We start from the raw sequence: 21,443 nt of genomic DNA, 5'->3' as shown, positions 1-21,443 counted from the left end.
GGGGCCGGATTTTCCCGATGCCCCGTTTTCATCCGGGCCGTGCGGTGGACAATTGGGGGCATGAGCCAGCAGGGGGGAAGGCCCACCGGCCGGGAGGACGACTGGTGGGGGCAGCTGTACGACGACGCCACGGCGGACACGGGTCCCACGGACGCGCCCGACTCACTGGACGACCGCTTCGCCTCGGCGAGCGACACGCTCGGCCGCCGCTCGGCCACCGCGCCCGTCGCCCCACGCGAGCATCGCCCCGACGCCCCGTCCGACGCCCGGCCCGGCCCGCCACCCCGGGACGCGCCCCCCGCGCCCCCCACCTGGCCACCTCCGCCCGCAGCGGTACCACCCCAACGCGACCGCCCCCCGGCCTCGCTGCAGCCGGCGTACGGCAACACCGAGCCGACACCGACGACACCGACGCCGCCGACGCCGCCGACGACACCGCACGGCGATGCCGCCCCGCCGCCACCCGAACCGTCGGCCGACGCCACAATGCGGGCCCCGAGGACCGGCACGACGGACGACGCCCCCGGTGACCCACCGGTCGGCCCACGCCCCGACGCCCCCCGGACCGCACCAGCCCCCGGCGGCGAGGCCCCGGGCAGTCGGATCCCGGGCGACGGGACGCCGGCCGGTGCGGCTCGTGGCGGGCAGATCCCCGGTGCACGGGCCACCGCCGCATCCGGCGATCCGGCTACCGGCGCCGCCCCGGCCGCCGCCGCATCCGGTGGTCCGGCTCCCGACGGCTGGACTTCGGCCGGTCCCGCCTTCGGCGGTGGGACCCCGACGGGTCTGGTTCCCGGCAGTGAGACACCGGCCGGTCCGGCTCGCGGCGGGGAGGCTCCCGTGGGTCCGACGCCAGGCGGCGGGGCCCCGGCCGACCCCGGTACCGGGCGCGCGGCCGGTCGGATCTGGCGTCCCCGTGCGCCCTGGGAACCCCCGCCCGCGACCCCGTCCGAGCCCCAGAGCTTCCCGCCGGGGTCGACACCGGCCGGCTTCGAGGACCGTCAGGCACAGCTCCCGGGACAGCCCGGCCCGTACGGCCGGGGCGACGGCCCCCGGGCCGCCACCCGCTCCGTCGAGGGAACCGCCGCCGCACCGACCGGCACGGGCCCCGAGGGAACCGCCCCCGCCTCACTCCCGACGGGCCCCGAAGGAACCGCCCCCGCCTCACTCCCGACGGCCCCCGAGGCGACGGGCCCCGAGGGGACCGCCCCCGCCCCACCCCGGGCAGGGGAGCCCCAGCCGTCCTACCCCGCGCCGCCCGCCTACGCCTCACCGGGCGGCGCCGGGCCGGAGCCGGCGTCCGCCGCCGCTCCGGCCGCACCTCCCCAGCCCCCCGTCGCCGTTCCCCCGCGGGCCTACGTCGGTTCCGGGCCGCCCACCTACGACGCCGAGCCGACCGCGCTGCCCGGCGCGGATCCGGACGCGTTGGACGATCTCGTGCCGGACACCGTGCTGGACGGGGCCCGGTACGGGGCGTGCACGGTGCGGGCCGTGTCGGTGCGCGGGGACTCCGCCCGCTACCGCGGGGAGCCGCGGCGGGACGCGCTGCTCACCGCCCGGTTCGGCAGCGGAGAGCACGCCCTCGTGCTCGTCGCGATGGCGACCGGCGCCCGCGCCACACCCGGCGCGCACCGGGCCGCGGCCGAGGTGTGCCGGTGGATCGGCCGGGCCGTCGGCCGCAGTCACGCCCGGCTCGTGGAGGACCTGCGGGCGGCCCGCCGCGGCGACCTGAAGTCCGGGCTGCACCGGCTCACCGACCGCAGCCTGGGCAAGCTGCGCGCCACCGCCGCCGAACAGGGCCTGGCGCCGCAGGAGTACTCCGCCACCCTGCGCTGTCTGCTGCTGCCCGCCGACCCGGCCTGCCGCACCCGCGTCTTCTTCGGCGCGGGCGACGGCGGACTGTTCCGGCTGCGCGGCGGGGAGTGGCAGGACCTGGAGCCACGGGTGACCGAGGTGCCGAAGGGGGAGGCCGTCGTCGGGTTCGGGTCGCCGCCGGCCGAGACCCCGGAGGGCGACCGGCTCACCATGGACCTCGGGATCCCGACGCCGCCCAGCCCGTACGAACCCGCGCCCGAGCCGCCCCGCGAGCCCTTCCGCTTCCGTGCCTCGCTCGGCCGTCCGGGTGATGTGCTGCTGATGTGCACCGAGGGCCTCGCCGAACCCCTGCGCGGCGAACCGGAACTCGCCGCCCACCTCGCGGACCGGTGGTCCGCCCCCGGACCGCCGGGTCTGGCCGCGTTCCTCGCCGACGCCCAGGTGCGGGTCAAGGGGTACGCCGACGACCGTACGGCCGCGGCCGTGTGGGAGGCGTAACCGCGGCCGCTGTGTCTCCATGGAAGCATCCGCCGGACACCGAAGGGGCTGACGAGTAGCCATGGCCAAGCAGAACGTCGCCGAACAGTTCGTCGACATCCTCGCCCGCGCCGGCGTCAAACGCCTCTACGGCGTGGTCGGCGACAGCCTCAACCCGATCGTCGACGCCGTCCGCCGCAACGCCGCCATCGACTGGATCCACGTCCGCCACGAGGAGACCGCCGCCTTCGCCGCCGGCGCGGAGGCGCAGATCACCGGCCGGCTCGCCGCCTGCGCCGGCTCCTGCGGCCCCGGCAACCTGCACCTCATCAACGGCCTCTACGACGCCCACCGCTCCATGGCCCCGGTGCTCGCCCTCGCTTCGCACATCCCCTCCAGCGAGATCGGCCTCGGCTACTTCCAGGAGACCCACCCCGACCAGCTGTTCCGCGAGTGCAGCCACTACAGCGAGCTGATCTCCAACCCCCGGCAGATGCCGCGGCTGCTGCAGACCGCCATCCAGAACGCCGTCGGCCGCAGCGGCGTCAGCGTGGTCACCCTGCCCGGCGACATCGCCGGCGAGCCCGCGCCCGAACGGGCCGCCGAGACCGCCCTGGTCACCGCCCGGCCCACGGTCCGCCCCGGCGACGCCGAGATCGACCGGCTGGTCGACCTGATCGACGGGGCCGAACGCGTCACCCTGTTCTGCGGCAGCGGCACCGCGGGCGCGCACGCCGAGGTCATGGAGTTCGCCCAGAAGATCAAGTCCCCGGTGGGCCACGCCCTGCGCGGCAAGGAGTTCATCCAGTACGACAACCCGTTCGACGTCGGGATGAGCGGACTGCTGGGCTACGGCGCCGCCTACGAGGCCACCCACGAGTGCGACCTGCTGATCCTGCTCGGCACCGACTTCCCGTACAACGCCTTCCTGCCCGACGACGTGAAGATCGCCCAGATCGACGTGCGGCCCGAACACCTCGGCCGCCGCTCCAAGCTGGACCTCGCCGTGTGGGGGGACGTCCGCGAGACGCTGCGCTGCCTCATCCCGCGGGTGCGGGCCAAGGAGAACCGGCGCTTCCTCGACAAGATGCTGAAGAAGCACGCCGACGCCCTGGAAGGCGTGGTGAAGGCCTACACCCGCAAGGTGGACAAGCACGTCCCGGTGCACCCCGAGTACGTGGCCGCCGTCCTCGACGAACTCGCCGACGACGACGCCGTGTTCACGGTGGACACCGGGATGTGCAACGTGTGGGCCGCCCGCTACCTCTCGCCCAACGGCCGCCGCCGCATCATCGGCTCCTTCTCGCACGGCTCGATGGCCAACGCCCTGCCGATGGCGATCGGCGCGCAGTTCACCGACCGGGGCCGGCAGGTGGTGTCGATGTCGGGCGACGGCGGCTTCACCATGCTGATGGGCGACTTCCTCACGCTCGTCCAGTACGACCTGCCGGTGAAGGTCGTGCTGTTCAACAACTCCTCCCTGTCCATGGTCGAGTTGGAGATGATGGTCGCCGGACTGCCCTCCTACGGCACCGCCAACAAGAACCCCGACTTCGCCGCCGTCGCCCGCGCCTGCGGGGCGTACGGCATCCGGGTGGAGAAGCCCAAGCAGCTCGCCGGCGCGCTCAAGGACGCCTTCCGGCACAAGGGACCGGCCCTCGTCGACGTCGTCACCGACCCCAACGCGCTGTCCATCCCGCCGCGGATCAGCGCCGAGATGGTCAGCGGTTTCGCCCTGTCCGCCTCGAAGATGGTGCTGGACGGCGGAGTCGGCCGCATGGTCCAGATGGCCCGCTCCAACCTGCGCAACGTGCCGCGCCCCTGAGGCCCTCCCACCCCGGCCGGCCGCGGCCATAGAGGGGTGACGCCCCGGCCGTAACGGCGGATTCTGGCCAAGTTCCCGGGCCGCGCCGGGGGTGCGGTGTGTCCCCTGTGGCCACTCGCCCCGCGGACGCGCCGCCGACGGGGCCGTCAAAGCCCCCGTGGGCACCCCCACCGCGCCCGCGCGGACGGGCACGCGCGTGCCCCGCCGTCCCGGCCGGTGGCCGAACTCCCGGTCGTCGCCGATCCCGTAGGACTGCCGTCCGGCCGGTCGGGCAAGGATCCCCGTGAACGTGTTCGAGCAGGAGGGATACGGCCATCGGCACGCGGGCGGGGGACATGACCGGACAGGCACGAAGGAGCGTACCGGTGACGACGGGGGCCTTCTCGACGGAGGCGGTGGAGGACAGGACGGACGGTGACGGGGACCGGATACCGGCGCCGCAGCTGCGGCGCCGGCTCGCCCGGCGCGACCTGCGGGCCGTGTCGGAGGCGCGCAGGGCCCTGCGGGAGCTGCTCGGGCAGTGGGGGAGGACCGCGGGATCCGACGTGGCGGAGCTGCTGACCAGCGAACTGGTGACCAACGCGCTGGTGCACACCGACCGGGAGGCCGTGCTGACGGCCACGATCTGGCCGCGGGGCCTGAGGGTGGAGGTGCGGGACTTCACCGGCCGCAGACCACGGCTGTGCGTACCGGACGCCGACGACGGTACGCACGGCAGGGGGCTGATGCTGGTGCAGTCGCTCGCGGACGCCTGGGGCGTGCGGGCGCACGGCGTGGGCAAGTCCGTGTGGTTCGAGTTGCGCGCCGCCTGACCACGGCGGGCAACGGGGCGGGGCCGCGACCCTGCCGGTCGCGGCCCCGCCCCGTCACGTTCCTCCCGGCTACCGGCCGGACTCCCGGCTCCTAGCCGAACTGCTGCTCGAGGTCCTTGAGCTTGCGCTCCAGGGAGTCGAGCCGCGGCAGGGCCTGGGTGTCGTCCTCGGCGGTGAGGTCCACCGTGATCGGGTCAGCGCCGGTGCGGACCGGCTGCAGGGAGGGACGCGCGCGCACGGGCAGCTGCTCCGGCGTCGATATGGCAGGCTCCGCGGAGAGCTCGTTGCCGCCGCGCTCCACCGCCTGCACCTCCACCTCGCGGCCCGCGCCACGGCCGGGGAAGCCGCCGTGCCCGCGGCTGATGGCCTTCAGCTGCGCCCGCTCCACGCGGTCCTTCTCGCGCTGCAGCCGGCGGGCCTCCTCCTTGCGCCGCTTGTCGTCGCGCACCTCGTCCACGGCCTCGTCCAGGCTGCGCACGCCCTCCAGGAGCATCAGCGACCAGGCCTTGTACGTCTCACGCGGGGCCCGCAGCCAGCGCACTATGCGGATCTGCGGCAGCGGCCGCGGGATCAGGCCCTGCTCGCGCAGCGCCGCCCGGCGGGTCTGCTTCAGCGCCCGGTCGAACAGCACGGCCGCCGACAGGGACATGCCCGCGAAGAAGTGCGGGGCGCCGGCGTGGTTGACGCCGCGCGGGGCGTGCACCCAGTTGAACCAGGCGGCCGCGGCCGCGAACATCCACACCAGCAGCCGGGAACCGAGGGCCGCGTCACCGTGGCTGGCCTCACGGACGGCGAGCACGGAGCAGAACATGGCCGCCCCGTCCAGGCCGAACGGGACCAGGTACTGCCAGCCGTCGGACAGGTTCAGGTTCTGCTCGCCGAAGCCCACCAGTCCGTGGAAGGAGAGCGCGGCCGCGACCGCCGCACAGCAGAAGAGCAGCACATAGGAGACCGTGCCGTAGAGGGCCTCCTTGCGCCTGCGGCGCTCCTCGGCGCGCTCCCACGAGTCGTCCGCGCTCGCGTTCTCCCCGGAGGAGCGCTTTCCGCGCGCGAGCACCGCCACCGCCGCCAGCATGCCCAGGAGCAGTACGGCGCCCGGAAGCAGCCAGTTCAGCGATATGTCGGTCAGTCTCATCTGGGGTCCCTTGCCTTGGGATAGGGCGTAACGCCCGCCATAGTGGCCCAATCCCGCCGGCCCTCAGGGGGTTTCGGGGCAAGAGGCCGCCAAGGAGGTGCAAGGGGATGCCCAGGACGGCGTTCTGCTCGAACTGCCGCTTGAGGGGCGGGAGTTGAGTTCGAATAAGACTACCCGCACGGGTGGTTCCACGGAAACTTCCTGCGCGTGGTGAGGAAGGTGTGAAACGGCTGTGCCCGTGCGCGTGTCCCACTCGTGGCCGATCTTAGAGGACGTACGGGACCGGGCGCGCCCGAGGGTCCGTCAACTCGCGGCGCGTGCGGAGACCTTGGGCAGCCGGTCGGCGTCGCAGGTGCGCGGGCAGGTGGCGCAGGTGTCCTGCGGGCGCACGGTGTAGAACATGCAGCAGCTCGCCCGGTCCCGGGTCGGCACGCCGGCGCCGTCCGGGCCGGTCAGCTCGCGGAAGGCCGCGGTGCCGACGTACGGCGCCGTGGCGCCCGGCAGCAGCAGCGCCAGCTCGCGGCGGGCCCGCTCCTCCTCGCCGAGCAGCCGGGCCACGTACCACAGGCTCTCCACCAGCTCGTCGGTCACCATGCCCCACAGGGCCCGGCCGCGGCGCCGCATGCGCGGCCCGAACGCGGCGAGGAGGGGCTCGGCGTGCTCGGCGACGGCCGCGCGGACCTCGGCCCGCAGCGCCTCCTCGCCGGGCACCACCCGGGCGCCGGGCAGGGCGGCGGCCGGGTCGCCGGGCAGGCAGGCGAAGGAGGCGGGACGCAGTGCCATGCGCCCGGCCGTGCGGTCGTACGACAGGTGGGTCACCGGGATGCGCGGCACACGGCGGTGCAGGAACCAGGGGACGGTGACCAGGAGGCAGGCCGGCCAGGCGTAGCGGTGCAGTGCGAAGCTCGCGACGACGTCGGGGCGGGCACGGGTGCCGTAGTCGCGCTGTACCTGGGCGTCGTCCCACGCCAGGAAGGCGTCCAGGGCGGCGGGGTCGTGGGCCAGCGCGGCGGCCGAGGTCCAGGTCCCGCCGTGCGGCGGCGCGGTGTGCGGGGGCAGCTCGGTGACGGTCAGCCCGGGGTGGACCTCGGCGAGGCGGGCGTAGGCGGCCGCGGTGGGGGAGGTGGGGACGGGCATGGGGGATCACCGTTCCGAAGGGCTGCTGTAGGTAAGCCTTACCTTAGTGGATCGTCGTCGGATTTGAACTGCCGGGATCTGGCCCTAAGGTGCTTGACGGACGAGTAACAACCCGTCGTAATGACCCCAAGTACCGACAAGCCCGGAGGAGGACCCGTGACGCAGGGTGCGCAGGACTCCCCCGGGAGCGGGGTCCCCGCCGCGCGGGCGCGGACCCTGCACGTGCCGCAGCAGCCGACGGCCGCGGACGTCGACCGGCACGAGACCGGCCGGCACGAGGGGGTGCGCGGCGAGCACACCCACGGGGAGCGGCCCGTCGAGCAGCGGCCCGCCGAGCGGCGCCCCGTCGTCCAGCGGGCCTCGGTGCGCGGGCAGATCCTCGACGCCCTGCGCACGGCGCTGGTCGCGGGGGAGCTGACCCCGGGCGAGGTGTACTCCGCGCCCGCGCTCGGCGAGCGGTTCGGGGTGTCGGCCACGCCGGTGCGGGAGGCCATGCAGCAGCTGGCGCTCGAAGGCGCGGTGGAGGTCGTGCCCAACCGGGGCTTCCGGGTCGTGGTCCGCGACGCGCGCGAACTGGCCGAGCTGGCCGAGGTGCGGGCGCTGATCGAGGTGCCCGTCGTCCTGCGGCTCGCGCGCGTGGTGCCGGTGGAGCGGTGGGCACAGCTGCGTCCGCTGGCCGAGGCGACGGTACGGGCCGCGGCCACCGGGTGCCGGGCGACGTACGCGGAGTCGGACCGGGCCTTCCACCGGGCGGTGCTGGCGCTGTCCGGCAACGCGCAGCTGGTGCGGATCGCGGACGACCTGCACCGGCGGGCGCAGTGGCCGCTGGCCGGCGGCCGGCTGGGACGCCTGGGCCACGCCGACCTGCTCGCGGACGCCTCGGAGCACACGACGCTGCTGGACGCCCTGGTCGCGGGGGACCTGGACGTGGTGCGCGCACTGGTCGAGGAACACTTCACGGGCGCGTGAGGCCGGCGCCGCCCTGCGCGGGGGCCCGACGGCGGTGGGCCTGGTGGGTGCCTGACGGAGGTGCGCCCGGCGGTGCGGCGCCCGGCGGTGCCTGACGGCGGTGCGCTCGGCGGGTGTCTTCACGGCGGCACGCTCGGCGGGCGGGTGCCTTGACGGCGGCGCCACCGGCGGGCGCTGACGGCGGTGCGCCCCGCGGGTCCCGACGGCGGCGCCCCCGACGGGTCCCTGACGTCGGCGCCCCCGGCGGGCGCCTGACGGCGGTGCGCCCCGCGGGGCCCGACGGCGGCGCCCCCGGCGGGTCCCTGACAGCGGTGCGCCCGGCGGGTGCCCGACAGCGGTGCGTCGCACGGGCGTCGGCGTGCCGCGTTCCCCCCGGCGGCGGATACTGGTCCTGGCTCCGCGCCTGCCCGCGCCGGCGGAAGGAGAGTCCCCGTGTGCCGCTGGATCGCCTACTCGGGTTCGCCCGTCCTGCTCAGCCGGATCCTGTTCGAGCCCGCGCACAATCTGATCGACCAGTCCCTGCACTCCCGCATGGGTGTGGAGACCACCAACGGCGACGGGTTCGGCATCGGCTGGTACGTGCCGCACGCCCGGACCCCCGCGGTGCTGCGGGACACCGGCCCTGCGTGGAGCAACCGCAACCTCCGGGAGGTCGCCACCCACGTCACCTCGGGCCTGTTCTTCGCCCACATCAGGGCCACCACCGGCACCGCCGTGCAGCAGACCAACTGCCACCCCTTCCGCTGGGGCCGCTGGCTGTGGATGCACAACGGGGCGATCGCGGAACACCCCCGCCTGCGGCGCGACCTCGCGCTGGCCGTCGACCCCGCCCTGTACCCGGACATCGAGGGCTCCACCGACTCCGAGCTGATGTTCTTCCTCGCGCTCACCCTCGGTCTGGAGCACGACCCGCCGGACGCCGTGGCCCGCATGGCGGGCCTGATCGAGGAGACCGGGGAGCGGCACGGCGTCGCGCACCCGCTCCAGATGACCGTCGCGGTGGCCGACGGCACGCGCCTGTGGGCCTTCCGCTACTCCAGCCAGAGGGCGTCGCGGTCGCTGTACTACAGCACCGAGGTGGACGCGCTGCGCGCCCTGCACCCGGACGTCACCTTCCTCAGGGACCTCTCCGACGACACCCGCCTGGTGGTCTCCGAACCCCTGGGTGACCTGCCCGGGGCCTGGAACGAGGTGCCGGAGAGCACCTACGGCGTCGTCGAGCCCGGCCACGACGCCCTCCACGACTTCCAGCCCCTCCGCCCCGCCCGCACGGGGTGAGGCCGGCGCCCCGCCGCCCGCGGGTGAGGCCGGCGCCCCACCCGCGGTTGCTCAGGCCGTCGCCGCGCCCGCCGAGGGCGGGGCGAGCTGCGCCGCCAGCCAGGTGGGGACGCCGCCCAGCAGCCGGAACAGCCGTCGCGCCTCCTCCCGCAGGCGCGAGGCCTCCGGTTCCGGTTCCGTGTCCGCGAGCGACAGCAGCGCCGGCGCCGTACCGACGAGGTAGCCCAGTTCCTCCCGCAGCCGCAGGGACTCGGCGAAGCCGTGCCGGGCCTCGGCCAGCTCGCCCTCGCGCAGGGCGAGCCCCGCGAGGTGGCGCCAGGTGAACGACAGCAGCAGCGCGTCGGCGTTCGCCGTCGCGGCCGCGTGCGCCCGGCGGAACGCGGCCCGAGCGGCCTGCGGCGCGTCCCCCAGGTTCTGCGCGACCAGACCCCGCCGGAAGTCCAGCAGCGCCCGGCCCCGGGACTCGCGGGGGATCAGCGCCGCCGCCCGGCCGAGCGCGGCCCGTGCCTCGTCGGCCCGGTCGCGCACGCCGTGCAGGGTCGCCGCGTAGGCCACGTACCCGCGTTCACAAGCGGCCGCCCCGCGCTCGTCGTCGGTGTGGGCCAGCGCCTCCGCGGTGCGCAGCGCGTCCTCGGCCTCCTCCCAGCCCTGCTCGGTGTACAGGCAGCCCTCGGCGAGCAGCGCGGCCCGTTGCAGGGCGGCCGCCGGGGTGTCCGGCTTCAGCAGTTCCGCCGCGTCGGCCCAGCATGCGCGCGAGCGCAGCCGCCACACCGCGGTCTGGAGGGGATCGTCAGCTGCGGTCGTTCCGGTACCAGACATGGCGGTATGCGCCACGTTGCCCTCCCCGAGCACGCCATCGAGCTATGAGTGGTGGCGGCATTCCAGCACCAATCGCGGCGCCGGGCCAAGGGGGTGGGTGAAGGAATTCACAAAGTCGGGTCGGTCTTCGGTCAGCTCATGCGCAGCGCCAGGAAGAAGTCCAGCTTGTCCTCGAGCCGCGACAGGTCCCGGCTCGTCAACTGCTCGATTCGCCCGACCCGGTAGCGCAGCGTGTTGACGTGCAGGTGGAGACGGGTCGCGCAGCGCGTCCAGGAGCCGTCGCAGTCGAGGAACGCCTCCAGCGTCGGGATGAGCTCGGCGCGGTGGCGGCGGTCGTAGTCGCGCAGCGGGTCCAGCAGGCGCGCGGTGAAGGCGCGGCGGACGTCGTCGGGGACGAACGGCAGCAGCAGCACGTGCGAGGCCAGCTCCTGGTGGCCGGCCGCGCAGACCTGGCCGGGGCGGGCCGCGGCCACCCGGCGGGCGTGCCGGGCCTCCTCCAGCGCACCGCGCAGGCCCTCCGCCGAGTGCACGGCCGCGCTCACGCCGAGCGTGACCCGGCCGTCGCCGTCCAGCCCGGCGGCCAGCGGCTCGCGGATCGCCTGCAGCAGGGCGTCGGCGAGGATGCCGGTCTCGCTGCCGTCGGCTTCCGTGGACATCGCCGGCAGCGGCACCAGGGCGATCGCCTCGTCGCCGGTGTGGGCGACCGCGATCCGGTCCGAGGGCTCGGGGCCGGTGGCCTGCGGGTCGACCAGGATCTCCTCCAGCAGGGACTGGGCGACCGGGCCGCCCTCGACGTCCCCGCCGTCCCACTCCGCGCGGGCCACGACCACCTGCCAGTGCGGCGCCGCCCCCAGACCGGGCAGCAGCACGGGGGCCGCGACGCGCAGGCGCGCGGCGATCTCGGCGGGCGCGGCGCCCGTCTGCACCAGCTCCAGGACCTCCTGGGCGAGGCGGCGGCGGACCGTGCGGGCCGCGTCGCGCCGGTCGCGTTCCACCGCGATCAGCTGGGTGACGCCCTGCAGCAGGTCCAGGCGCTCCTCCGCCCAGTCCGAGGCGTCCGCCTCGACCGCGAGCAGCCAGTCCGACAGCACGGTCTCGCGCACGTCCCGGGCCGCCTGCGGGGAGCGGCCGCTGCTGCGGACCGGGAAGAGGGAGTACGTCGTCGAGCCGACCGTGACCCGGTGCGGGCCGCGCCGGCCGGTGCGGGTGGCCGCCAGGTGCTGTGCGGCCAGCCGGCTGCACACCTCCGCGGGCAGCGCGGGACCGCCGACCTTGGAGCCGGCGATCAGCCGGCCGGTGGGGGAGAGCACCCAGGCCCGCAGGTCGAGGTCGGAGCCGAGCAGGTCCAGCACCACGTCGGGGCCGCCGCCCGCGGGGCCGGAGGTCATCATGCGCCGGTGCCGGTCCACCACGGCCGCGAGGTCCCCGGCCCGCTCGCCGGACACCTGCCGTACGACGTGCTCGGTGATCGTCGCGAAGGCCACGGACTCGTGCACCGCGAACAGCGGCAGGCGGTGGCGGGCGCAGGCCTCGACGAGGTCCTCCGGGACATCGCCCAGCTCCGCCTCGCCGGCCGCCAGCGCGGCCACGCCGGCCTGCACCAGGATGCGCACGAAGGGTTCGGAGTCGTCGGCGTCCCGGCGCCAGGCCAGGCCGGTGAGCACCAGCTCACCGCCGGAGAGGTAGCGGCTGGGGTCGCGCAGGTCGGTCGTCATCACACCGCGCACGCCGCGGTCGAGTTCGTCCTCGCCGCCGAGGAGCCTCAGGCCCAGCGCGTCGGTGTCCAGCAGTGCGCGCAGCCGCATTCTCGTCGCCGCCGTTCTTTGTCTCGAATACTACGGATGGATCTGGTGCCGAGGGCCTGGCGAACTGGCCGGGCGGACGCGCCGCGGGCTCCTGGGCTGTGTCCCCTGTGTCCAGAGGAAGGCGCGGAGGTTACCGATGCCCTCCGTTCATACGAATCTACAAGATGCCTCTCGTGGCCAGCCAACTCCTTCATGGTTTCCGTGACTGACCCCCATGGAGCAGTGGGCGGTGTACTGAGTCCACTGCGCGTTAACAGCACATGAACGAGCCGCGCCCGCCGCACACGGATTGGCTCAATCTGTACGACCCACGAGACGAAGAAGAGAGCCGGTCATGGACTTCCTTCGCCCCGCCAGCTGGGAGGAGGCGCTCGTCGCGAAAGCCGAGCACCCCACCGCTGTGCCGATTGCGGGTGGCACCGATGTGATGGTCGAGATCAACTTCGACCACCGCCGGCCCGAGTACCTCCTCGACCTCAACCGCATCGGCGAGCTCACCGAGTGGGAGGTCGGCGAGGACAGCGTGCGGCTGGGGGCCTCCGTCCCGTACACCCAGATCATGGAAAATCTCCGTGCCGAGCTGCCCGGCCTCGCGCTCGCCTCGCACACGGTCGCCTCCCCGCAGATCCGCAACCGCGGCGGCGTCGGCGGCAACCTCGGCACGGCCTCTCCCGCCGGTGACGCCCACCCCGCCCTCCTCGCCGCCGGCGCCGAGGTCGAGGTCGAGTCGGCCGCGCGCGGCACCCGCCTGATCCCGATCGACGCCTTCTACACCGGCGTCAAGCGCAACGCCCTGCAGCCCGACGAGCTGATCCGCGCCGTGCACATCAAGAAGGCGGACGGCCCCCAGCAGTACTCCAAGGTCGGCACCCGCAACGCCATGGTGATCGCGGTGTGCGCCTTCGGGCTCGCGCTGCACCCCCAGACCCGGACCGTGCGCACCGGTATCGGCTCCGCCGCGCCGACCCCGGTCCGCGCCAAGGCCGCCGAGGAGTTCCTGAACGCCGCGCTCGAAGAGGGCGGCTTCTGGGACAACGGAAAGATCATCACCCCGTCGGTCGCCAAGCAGTTCGCCGAGCTGTGCTCCGCCGCCTGCAACCCGATCGACGACGTCCGGGGCACCGCGAGCTACCGCCGCCACGCGGTCGGCGTCATGGCCCGCCGCACGCTGACCTGGACCTGGGAGTCCTACCGCGGCGCCCGCCGCACCACCGAGGGAGCTGCGTAATGCGCGTCAACTTCACCGTCAACGGACGCCCGCAGGAGGCCGACGACGTCTGGGAGGGCGAGTCCCTGCTCTACGTCCTGCGCGAGCGCCTCGGCCTGCCCGGCTCGAAGAACGCCTGCGAGCAGGGCGAGTGCGGCTCGTGCACCGTGCGCCTGGACGGCGTGCCGGTCTGCTCCTGCCTCGTCGCCGCCGGCCAGGTCGAGGGCCGCGACGTCGTGACCGTCGAGGGCCTCGCCGACTACGCCAAGCAGCGCGCCGAGGGCGGCTGCGCCTCCGGCGCCTGCGGCACGCCCCTGCAGGACGCCCAGCTGGGGGTCCCCCCGGGCGAAGCCTGGGGGAGGCAGGCCAAGGGCACCGACTCGCAGACCGGCGAGGGCGGCGAGCTCTCCCCGATCCAGCAGGCGTTCATCGACGCCGGCGCCGTGCAGTGCGGCTTCTGCACCCCGGGCCTGCTCGTCGCTTCCGACGAACTGCTGGAGCGCAACCCGAACCCGACCGACGCCGACATCCGCGAGGCGCTCTCGGGCAACCTGTGCCGCTGCACCGGCTACGAGAAGATCATGGACGCGGTCCGCCTGGCGGCCGCCCGCCAGTCCGAGGGGGTCTGAGCATGCCGACCAACGGTGCACCCACCAAAATCACCCAGGGTTCCCAGACCAAGGGCGGCATCGGCGAGTCGACGCTGCGCCCGGACGGCACCCTGAAGGTCACCGGCGAGTTCGCGTACTCGTCCGACATGTGGCACGAGGACATGCTGTGGGGTCAGATCCTGCGCTCCCCGGTCGCCCACGCCGAGATCGTCTCGATCGACACCGGCGAGGCCCTGGCCACGCCCGGCGTGTACGCCGTCCTCACCTACGACGACCTGCCCACCGAGGTGAAGAACTACGGCCTGGAGATCCAGGACACCCCGGTCCTCGCGCACGGCAAGGTACGCCACCACGGCGAGCCGGTCGCGCTGGTCGCCGCCGACCACCCGGAGACCGCCCGCCGCGCCGCCGCCAAGATCAAGGTCGAGTACCGCGAGCTGCCGGTGATCACGGACGAGAAGTCGGCCCTCGCGCCGGACGCGATCCTCGTCCACGAGGGCCGCGACGACCACCACTCCGGCCACGTGCCGCACCCCAACATCGTGCACCGCCAGCCGATCGTCCGCGGCAACGTGGAGGAGGCCCGCAAGCGGGCCGATGTGATCGTCGAGGGCGAGTACACCTTCGGCATGCAGGACCAGGCCTTCCTCGGCCCCGAGTCCGGCCTCGCCGTGCCCGAGGAGGACGGCGGCGTCCACCTGTACATCGCCACCCAGTGGCTCCACTCCGACCTGCGCCAGATCGCGCCCGTCCTCGGTCTGCCCGAGGAGAAGGTGCGCATGACCCTGGCCGGCGTCGGCGGCGCGTTCGGCGGCCGCGAGGACCTGTCGATGCAGATCCACGCCTGCCTGCTCGCGCTGCGCACCGGCAAGCCGGTGAAGATCGTCTACAACCGCTTCGAGTCCTTCTTCGGGCACGTCCACCGCCACCCGGCGAAGCTCTACTACGAGCACGGCGCCACCAAGGACGGCAAGCTCACGCACATGAAGTGCCGGATCGTCCTGGACGGCGGCGCCTACGCCTCCGCCTCCCCGGCGGTCGTCGGCAACGCCTCCTCGCTGAGCGTCGGCCCGTACGTGATCGACGACGTCGACATCGAGGCCATCGCCCTCTACACCAACAACCCGCCCTGCGGCGCCATGCGCGGCTTCGGCGCGGTCCAGGCCTGCTTCGCCTACGAGGCGCAGATGGACAAGCTGGCCAAGAAGCTCGGCATGGACCCGGTGGAGTTCCGGCAGCTCAATGCCATGGAGCAGGGCACGATCATGCCGACCGGGCAGCCGGTCGACTCCCCGGCCCCGGTCGCCGAACTGCTGCGCCGCGTCAAGGCGATGCCGCTGCCGCCCGAGCGCCAGTGGGAGTCCAGCGAGGGCTCCGACGTCCGGCAGCTGCCCGGCGGCCTGTCCAACACCACGCACGGCGAGGGCGTCGTCCGCGGCATCGGCTACGCCGTCGGCATCAAGAACGTCGGCTTCTCCGAGGGCTTCGACGACTACTCCACCGCCAAGGTGCGCATGGAGGTCGTCGGCGGCGAGCCGGTCGCGACCGTGCACACCGCGATGGCCGAGGTCGGTCAGGGCGGTGTCACCGTCCACGCCCAGATCGCCCGCACGGAACTGGGCGTCACCCAGGTGACCATCCACCCCGCCGACACCCAGGTCGGCTCCGCCGGCTCCACCTCGGCCTCCCGGCAGACGTACGTCACCGGCGGCGCCGTGAAGAACGCCTGCGAGATCGTCCGGGAGAAGGTCCTGGAGATCGGTCGGCGCAAGTTCGGCACCTACCACCCGGCGTGGGCGACCGCCGAACTCCTGCTGGAGGGCGGCAAGGTCGTCACCGACGGCGGCGAGGTCCTCGCGGACCTGGCCGACGTGCTGGAGGACGAGGCCGTGGAGGTCGAGGAGGAGTGGCGGCACCGGCCGACCGAGCCCTTCGACCTGCGCACCGGCCAGGGCAACGGCCACGTCCAGTACTCCTTCGCCGCGCACCGCGCGGTCGTCGAGGTGGACACCGAGCTGGGCCTGGTGAAGGTGGTCGAGCTGGCCTGCGCCCAGGACGTCGGCAAGGCGCTCAACCCGCTCTCCGTCGTCGGCCAGATCCAGGGCGGCACCACCCAGGGCCTGGGCGTGGCGGTGATGGAGGAGATCATCGTCGACCCCAAGACCGCGAAGGTGAAGAACCCCTCCTTCACGGACTACCTGATCCCCACCATCCTCGACACGCCGACCATCCCGGTCGACGTGCTCGAACTCGCCGACGAGCACGCCCCGTACGGCCTGCGCGGCATCGGTGAGGCGCCGACCCTGTCGTCGACGCCGGCCGTGCTCGCGGCGATCCGCAACGCCACCGGCCTGGAGCTCGACCGCACCCCGGTGCGGCCCGAGCACCTGACCGGCACGGCGTAGCACGCGCAGACTCTCCGGGCGGCGCAGGGAACGTCACACCCTCCACGCGCCGCCCGGAGGAAACCCCTTTGAGTTCCGCACCGCTCGCGGTCCTTGAAGTACCCGCAGTTCGTTCGTCTCGGGCCGTCCCCCGGGTCGTCCATTCCCCAAATCCCGCAGCCACGGCCCGTTCGGGTGCCGCCGGTTCCCATGCGGGTGCCCCTTTGAACCTTGGGAGATGGCACCATGACCCAGCAGTCAGTGGAGCCGAGGACCGCCGCCGAAGACGCGGGCGCGGGCAGCCGCGTCCCGGCGGGACGGTCCTGGCTCGACCGGTACTTCCACATATCCCAGCGGGGATCGACCATTCCGCGTGAGGTGCGCGGCGGCATCACCACCTTCATGGCGATGGCGTACATCCTGCTGCTCAACCCCGTGATCCTCTCCGGCAAGGACGTCGCCGGGGACACCCTGGGCCAGAAGGCCCTGATCACCGCGACCGCGCTGTGCGCGGCCTTCACCACCCTGCTCATGGGCTTCGTCGGCAAGGTGCCGCTGGCCCTCGCCGCGGGCCTGTCCGTCTCGGGCGTCATCTCCAGCCAGGTCGCCCCCCACATGACGTGGCCGCAGGCCATGGGCATGTGCGTGGCCTACGGCGTGGTGATCATGCTGCTGGTCGCCACCGGCCTGCGCGAGATGATCATGAACGCGATCCCGCTGCCGATCAAGCACGGCATCACCATGGGCATCGGCCTGTTCATCGCCTTCATCGGCCTGGTCAAGGCCGGCTTCGTGGGCCGCAACCCGTCCCCCGGCGGCGGCCCCGTCATCCTGGGTCCCGGCGGTGAGCTCTCCGGCTGGCCGGTCCTGCTCTTCGCCGCCACCCTGCTGCTGATCTTCGCCCTCCAGGCCCGCAACATCCCCGGCGCCATCCTCATCGGCATCGTCGGCGGCACCTTCGTCGCGGCCGTGCTGAACTCCGCCGGCGTCATCGACGCCAAGCAGTGGGTCAACGGCGCGCCCGAACTGCACGGCAGCCCCGTGTCCATGCCCGACTTCTCGCTCTTCGGCAACGTGTCCTTCAGCGGGTGGGGCGACGTCGGCGTCATGTCGGTCAGCGTGATCGTCTTCACCCTCGTCCTCGCCGGGTTCTTCGACGCCATGGCCACGATCATCGGCGTCGGCACCGAGGCCAACCTCGCCGACGACAAGGGCCGGATGCCCGGCCTGTCCAAGGCCCTGTTCATCGACGGCGCCGGCGGTGTCGTCGGCGGTGTCGCGGGCGGCTCCGGGCAGACCGTCTTCGTCGAGTCCGCCACCGGCGTCGGCGAGGGGGCCCGTACCGGCTTCTCCTCCGTCATCACCGGCCTGTTCTTCGCGGCCTGCCTGTTCTTCACCCCGATCACCGCGATCGTCCCGCAGGAGGTCGCCGCGGCGGCCCTGGTGGTCATCGGCGCGATGATGATGATGAACGCCCGGCACGTCGACTGGGCCGACCGCGCCACGGCCATCCCGGTCTTCCTGACCGTGGTGATCATGCCGTTCACGTACTCCATCACGGCCGGTGTCGCCGCCGGCGTGATCTCGTACACGGTCATCAAGATCGCCCAGGGCAAGGTCAGGGAGATCGGCGCCTTCATGTGGGGCCTGTCGGCGATCTTCCTCGTGTACTTCGCACTGCATCCCATCGAGGGCTGGCTCGGCGTGCACTAGCCGCCTTGCGGGCACCCTCCACACCACCGCTGTTTGAAGGAGACCAGGACAGATGCTGGACATCGCCGAGGAGCTGAACCGGTGGGTCGGGCAGGGCCGTGACTTCGCCGTGGCCACCGTGGTGGCCGTCGGCGGCAGCGCGCCCCGCCAGCCCGGCGCCGCACTCGCGGTCGACGCCGACGGCACGGCGATCGGCTCGGTCTCCGGCGGCTGTGTGGAGGGCGCCGTGTACGAGCTGTGCCGGCAGGCGCTCCAGGACGGCGAGACCGTCATGGAGCGCTTCGGGTACAGCGACGAGGACGCCTTCGCCGTCGGCCTGACCTGCGGCGGCGTCATCGACATCCTCGTCACACCGGTGCGGGCCGGCGATCCGGTCCGCCCGGTGGTGGCGGCCGCGCTGGCCGCCGCCGCCCGTGGGGAGGCGGCGGCGGTCGCGCGGATCGTCACCGGCCCCGCCGAACTGACCGGCCGCGCCCTGCTGGTCCGCCCCGACGGCTCCGTCGAGGGCGGCTTCGGCGCCCACCCCGAACTGGACCGCACGGTCGCCGCCGAGGCGGGCGCCTTCCTCGACGCCGGCCGCACCGGCACCCTGGAGATCGGCGAGCAGGGCTCGCGCTGCGGCGCACCGCTCACGCTCCTGGTCGAGTCCTCCGTGCCGCCGCCCCGGATGATCGTCTTCGGGGCGATCGACTTCGCGTCGGCGCTGGTCCGGATCGGCAAGTTCCTCGGCTACCGCGTCACCGTGTGCGACGCGCGGCCCGTCTTCGCGACGAAGACCCGTTTCCCGGAGGCCGACGAGATCGTCGTCGAGTGGCCCCACAGGTACCTGGAGAGCACCGAGGTCGACGGCCGGACCGTGCTGTGCGTCCTCACCCACGACGCCAAGTTCGACGTCCCCCTGCTCCAGCTCGCGCTGCGGCTGCCGGTGGCGTACGTCGGCGCGATGGGCTCGCGCCGCACCCACCTGGACCGCAACGAGCGGCTGCGCGAGGTGGGCGTCACCGAGCTCGAACTCGCCCGGCTGCGCTCCCCGATCGGCCTCGACCTCGGCGCCCGTACGCCCGAGGAGACCGCCCTGTCCATCGCCGCGGAGATCGTCGCGTCCCGGCGCGGCGGCAGCGGCGTGTCCCTCACCGGCGCGCACACCCCGATCCACCACGACCCCGCGACGGTCCCGGCGCGCCGGATCGGATCGGTGGCCTGACCCCGCCGGGCGAACTTGCGTACGACGCCCGTCGACCTGCAAGGTGAGCAGCCGGTCGGGGAGAGGGGCGGGGTGAGCGGGGTGCCGAAGACACCGGGCGTGGCCGGACCACGGACGGAACAGGAGCCGGAGCCGGAACCGGGGAAGTCCGCGGACGGGCCGGTCGGCCGGGGGCCGGGGGAGTCCGGGAACGAGCCGGGCGGCCGGGGTTCCAAGGAGTCGGATGACCTGCCGGGCGGCCCGGAGCAGGAAGAGCCGGGCGGTCAGGAGCCGAAGGAGTCGGGCGGTCAGCAGCCGGACGAGCCGGGCGGCCCGGAGCCGGCGGCGGGACCGCTGCGGCGGATGCCCCCTTGGGCGACGACCGTGCTGGGGGTCTTCCTGCTGGCCGACCTCGTCGTGGTGTGCGGGGCGCTGCTGAGCCTGTGGCCCGTGCTGCTGGACGTCGTCCGGGCCGACGCGGCGCCGGGCGCGACCTCGCGGTGGGCGCCGTTCGGGCTCGGCGGCTGGGCACTGACCGCCGACACCGCGATGCTGCTCGTCGTCGTGTGCTCCAGCGCGCTGGGCAGCTTCGTGCACGCGGCCACGTCCTTCGCCACCTACGTCGGCAACCGGCGGCTGTACGCGAGCTGGCTGTGGTGGTACCTGCTGCGGGCCGGCATCGGGGTCGCGCTGGCGCTGCTGGTCTACTTCCTGCTGCGCGGCGGCCTGTTCGCCGGCAGTTCGGGTCCCGGTGCCACCAACCCGTACGGCTTCGCCGGCATCGCGGGCCTGTGCGGCCTGTTCTCCAAGCAGGCCACGGACAAGCTCCGCGAGGTCTGCGACACCCTCCTGAGCACCCGCACCGACGGCGACCGCGACCGCGAGGACAAACTGGCCCGTCCTCCGGCGGACGGCGCCTGACGATCTGTCAGCTGGGATCGGGTGCTGACGGCCACTCAGACCGGCGTGCGCAGCAGGCTGTTCAGCGCCCTGCCGAAGACCGTGCGGGCCGACGCGGCGAGGAGGGGGCCGGCGGCGCGGGGGAGGAACCTCACGCCGATCTCCTCGTGCCACACCACCTTGGTGCGGCCGCCGGGACCCGGACGGGTCTCCAGCTCGGCCCAGCCGAGGACGACCCGGCCGCGCTTCTCCAGGCGGCACCGGCCCGGTTCCTCCTCGGTCGGCGGCTGCCAGAGCGTGACCTCCATGGGGTCGTCGAAGCCGAGCGGACCGATCCCGGTGCGGGCCACGATCACCGTGCCCTCGCGGGTCGGCGGCGGCGTGAGCGCTCTGACGCGGGTCAGCGGGACCACCGCACCGTGCCCGGGCCAGTGCGTGATCCGGCGCCAGGCCTCCGGCTGGGAGAGCGGCACGGTGCGTTCGAGGCGGAAGTCGACCACGTCGTGATCATAGGGACTCCGGCCGGTGTGCCGCGCCGGACACGGCCCGTCCTCAGGGCCGGTACACCTTCCCCGGCTCGGCCTTGCCCGGCGCGAGCAGCTGCGGCACGGTCACGAAGACGTAGCCGCGTTCCTTCAGCGCGTCGATGATGCCGGGGACCGCCGGGACGGTGCCCGGGTAGATGTCGTGCAGCAGGATGATGCCGTCCCGGGACGCCTGGTCGAGCACGCGCTTCTCGATCAGCGCGGAGTCGTTCGTGGTGTAGTCCTTGGCGGTGACGCTCCACAGGACCTCCGCCAGGCCCATCTCCTTGGAGATCTCGTTCACCGTGTCGTTCGTGCGGCCCTGCGGCGGGCGCATCAGCGTGGGCTTGCGCCCGGTCAGGCGCTCTATCGCGTCGTTGGGACGCTTGAGCTCGTCGCGTATCTCGTCCGGCTTGATCTGCGTCAGGATCTTGTGGTCCCAGGTGTGGCTGGCCACCTCGTGGCCCTCGGCCGCCATCCGCTTGACCAGCTCCGGGTACTTCTCGATGTGCCGCTTGCCGAGCAGGAAGAACGTCGCCGGGACCCGCTTCTGCTTCAGGATGTCGAGCAGCCGCGCGGAGTTCTCGCTGGGGCCGGCGTCGAAGGTGAGCGCGATGCACTTGGCGGAGCGGCAGTCGACCGTGCCGTAGCCGGCCGCCTGGACGGTGGTCGCCGGGTGGGCGCGGGCGTCGCTCGGCGCGGTGGTGTCCAGGCGCGTGCAGCCGCTGAGGGCGAGGGTCAGTCCGGCGGCGGCCGAGAAGACCGCCGCGGCCCGGAACGCGTTCCCCGTTCTTGTCGTCTTCCTGGTCAGTGAAGGCATGGAGCGACTATACATAGCGTGTATACACG

At 73.7% G+C, this 21,443-nt stretch carries 17 protein-coding genes; 11 read left to right on the top strand and 6 right to left on the bottom strand.

Annotated elements, in window-relative coordinates:
* Positions 1-1,425 precede the first annotated feature (1,425 nt).
* The 3 genes from ACF1AL_RS15790 to ACF1AL_RS15780 all read left to right on the top strand — a co-directional run bounded on the left by ACF1AL_RS15790 (position 1,426) and on the right by ACF1AL_RS15780 (position 4,929).
* Positions 1,426-2,313 carry a protein phosphatase 2C domain-containing protein gene (locus ACF1AL_RS15790; RefSeq protein ID WP_391826167.1) on the top strand — a complete coding sequence of 296 codons (888 nt, stop codon included), beginning with the start codon at positions 1,426-1,428 and terminating at the stop codon, positions 2,311-2,313.
* Between the two features lie 61 nt (positions 2,314-2,374).
* Entirely contained in the window at positions 2,375-4,117 is a 1,743-nt protein-coding gene (locus tag ACF1AL_RS15785; RefSeq protein ID WP_391781381.1) for a pyruvate dehydrogenase, read from the top strand.
* 365 nt (positions 4,118-4,482) lie between these two features.
* On the top strand, positions 4,483-4,929 hold the full coding sequence (locus ACF1AL_RS15780; protein ID WP_386418979.1) for an ATP-binding protein: 447 nt from the start codon (positions 4,483-4,485) through the stop codon (positions 4,927-4,929).
* Positions 4,930-5,020: 91 nt separating this feature from the next.
* Here the strand turns inward: ACF1AL_RS15780 and ACF1AL_RS15775 are convergent, their stop codons facing one another.
* Both ACF1AL_RS15775 and ACF1AL_RS15770 read right to left on the bottom strand, forming a co-directional pair.
* The gene (locus tag ACF1AL_RS15775; RefSeq protein ID WP_366837548.1) at positions 5,021-6,064 is read right to left on the bottom strand and encodes a DUF2637 domain-containing protein; all 1,044 of its coding nucleotides are present in this window, start codon (positions 6,062-6,064) and stop codon (positions 5,021-5,023) included.
* Positions 6,065-6,367: 303 nt separating this feature from the next.
* Entirely contained in the window at positions 6,368-7,201 is an 834-nt protein-coding gene (locus ACF1AL_RS15770) for a (2Fe-2S)-binding protein (RefSeq protein WP_366837547.1), read from the bottom strand.
* A gap of 156 nt (positions 7,202-7,357) precedes the next feature.
* On the opposite strand from ACF1AL_RS15770, the gene ACF1AL_RS15765 reads away from it, so the two are divergent.
* Positions 7,358-8,170: a GntR family transcriptional regulator gene (locus tag ACF1AL_RS15765; RefSeq protein WP_391826165.1), complete on the top strand. Its 813-nt coding sequence runs from the start codon at positions 7,358-7,360 to the stop codon at positions 8,168-8,170.
* A 432-nt stretch (positions 8,171-8,602) separates the two neighbouring features.
* Entirely contained in the window at positions 8,603-9,448 is an 846-nt protein-coding gene (locus ACF1AL_RS15760) for a class II glutamine amidotransferase (RefSeq protein ID WP_391826163.1), read from the top strand.
* 51 nt (positions 9,449-9,499) lie between these two features.
* Here the strand turns inward: ACF1AL_RS15760 and ACF1AL_RS15755 are convergent, their stop codons facing one another.
* A complete protein-coding gene (locus tag ACF1AL_RS15755) occupies positions 9,500-10,267 on the bottom strand; it encodes a hypothetical protein (protein WP_366837544.1) in 768 nt (255 codons plus the stop codon).
* Positions 10,268-10,398: 131 nt separating this feature from the next.
* Positions 10,399-12,072: a PucR family transcriptional regulator ligand-binding domain-containing protein gene (locus ACF1AL_RS15750; RefSeq protein WP_366837543.1), complete on the bottom strand. Its 1,674-nt coding sequence runs from the start codon at positions 12,070-12,072 to the stop codon at positions 10,399-10,401.
* Between the two features lie 334 nt (positions 12,073-12,406).
* On the opposite strand from ACF1AL_RS15750, the gene ACF1AL_RS15745 reads away from it, so the two are divergent.
* The 6 genes from ACF1AL_RS15745 to ACF1AL_RS15720 all read left to right on the top strand — a co-directional run bounded on the left by ACF1AL_RS15745 (position 12,407) and on the right by ACF1AL_RS15720 (position 20,091).
* Positions 12,407-13,300, top strand: a complete 894-nt coding sequence (locus ACF1AL_RS15745; RefSeq protein ID WP_391826161.1) for an FAD binding domain-containing protein — start codon at positions 12,407-12,409, stop codon at positions 13,298-13,300.
* A complete protein-coding gene (locus ACF1AL_RS15740; RefSeq protein WP_391826159.1) occupies positions 13,300-13,908 on the top strand; it encodes a (2Fe-2S)-binding protein in 609 nt (202 codons plus the stop codon). Before ACF1AL_RS15745 ends, ACF1AL_RS15740 begins: the two co-directional genes overlap by 1 nt.
* Before the next feature lie 2 nt (positions 13,909-13,910).
* Positions 13,911-16,295: a xanthine dehydrogenase family protein molybdopterin-binding subunit gene (locus ACF1AL_RS15735; protein ID WP_391657990.1), complete on the top strand. Its 2,385-nt coding sequence runs from the start codon at positions 13,911-13,913 to the stop codon at positions 16,293-16,295.
* A 225-nt stretch (positions 16,296-16,520) separates the two neighbouring features.
* The gene (locus ACF1AL_RS15730) at positions 16,521-17,987 is read left to right on the top strand and encodes an NCS2 family permease (protein WP_391826157.1); all 1,467 of its coding nucleotides are present in this window, start codon (positions 16,521-16,523) and stop codon (positions 17,985-17,987) included.
* Between the two features lie 52 nt (positions 17,988-18,039).
* Complete coding sequence (locus tag ACF1AL_RS15725; protein ID WP_391826155.1) at positions 18,040-19,191, top strand: XdhC family protein; 1,152 nt, start codon at positions 18,040-18,042, stop codon at positions 19,189-19,191.
* An 81-nt stretch (positions 19,192-19,272) separates the two neighbouring features.
* Entirely contained in the window at positions 19,273-20,091 is an 819-nt protein-coding gene (locus ACF1AL_RS15720; RefSeq protein WP_391826153.1) for a hypothetical protein, read from the top strand.
* A 35-nt stretch (positions 20,092-20,126) separates the two neighbouring features.
* Here ACF1AL_RS15720 and ACF1AL_RS15715 read toward each other — a convergent pair whose 3' ends face one another.
* Both ACF1AL_RS15715 and ACF1AL_RS15710 read right to left on the bottom strand, forming a co-directional pair.
* On the bottom strand, positions 20,127-20,570 hold the full coding sequence (locus tag ACF1AL_RS15715; protein WP_391781307.1) for an SRPBCC family protein: 444 nt from the start codon (positions 20,568-20,570) through the stop codon (positions 20,127-20,129).
* Between the two features lie 52 nt (positions 20,571-20,622).
* Entirely contained in the window at positions 20,623-21,414 is a 792-nt protein-coding gene (locus ACF1AL_RS15710) for a polysaccharide deacetylase family protein (protein ID WP_366837534.1), read from the bottom strand.
* Positions 21,415-21,443 lie beyond the last annotated feature (29 nt).

It is taken from the genome of Streptomyces sp. NPDC014801 (genome assembly GCF_043082085.1).
Classification (GTDB): Bacteria; Actinomycetota; Actinomycetes; order Streptomycetales; family Streptomycetaceae; genus Streptomyces.
The sequence above is the reverse complement of the archived record's forward strand: the minus strand, read 5'-3'. Positions and strand labels throughout refer to the sequence as shown.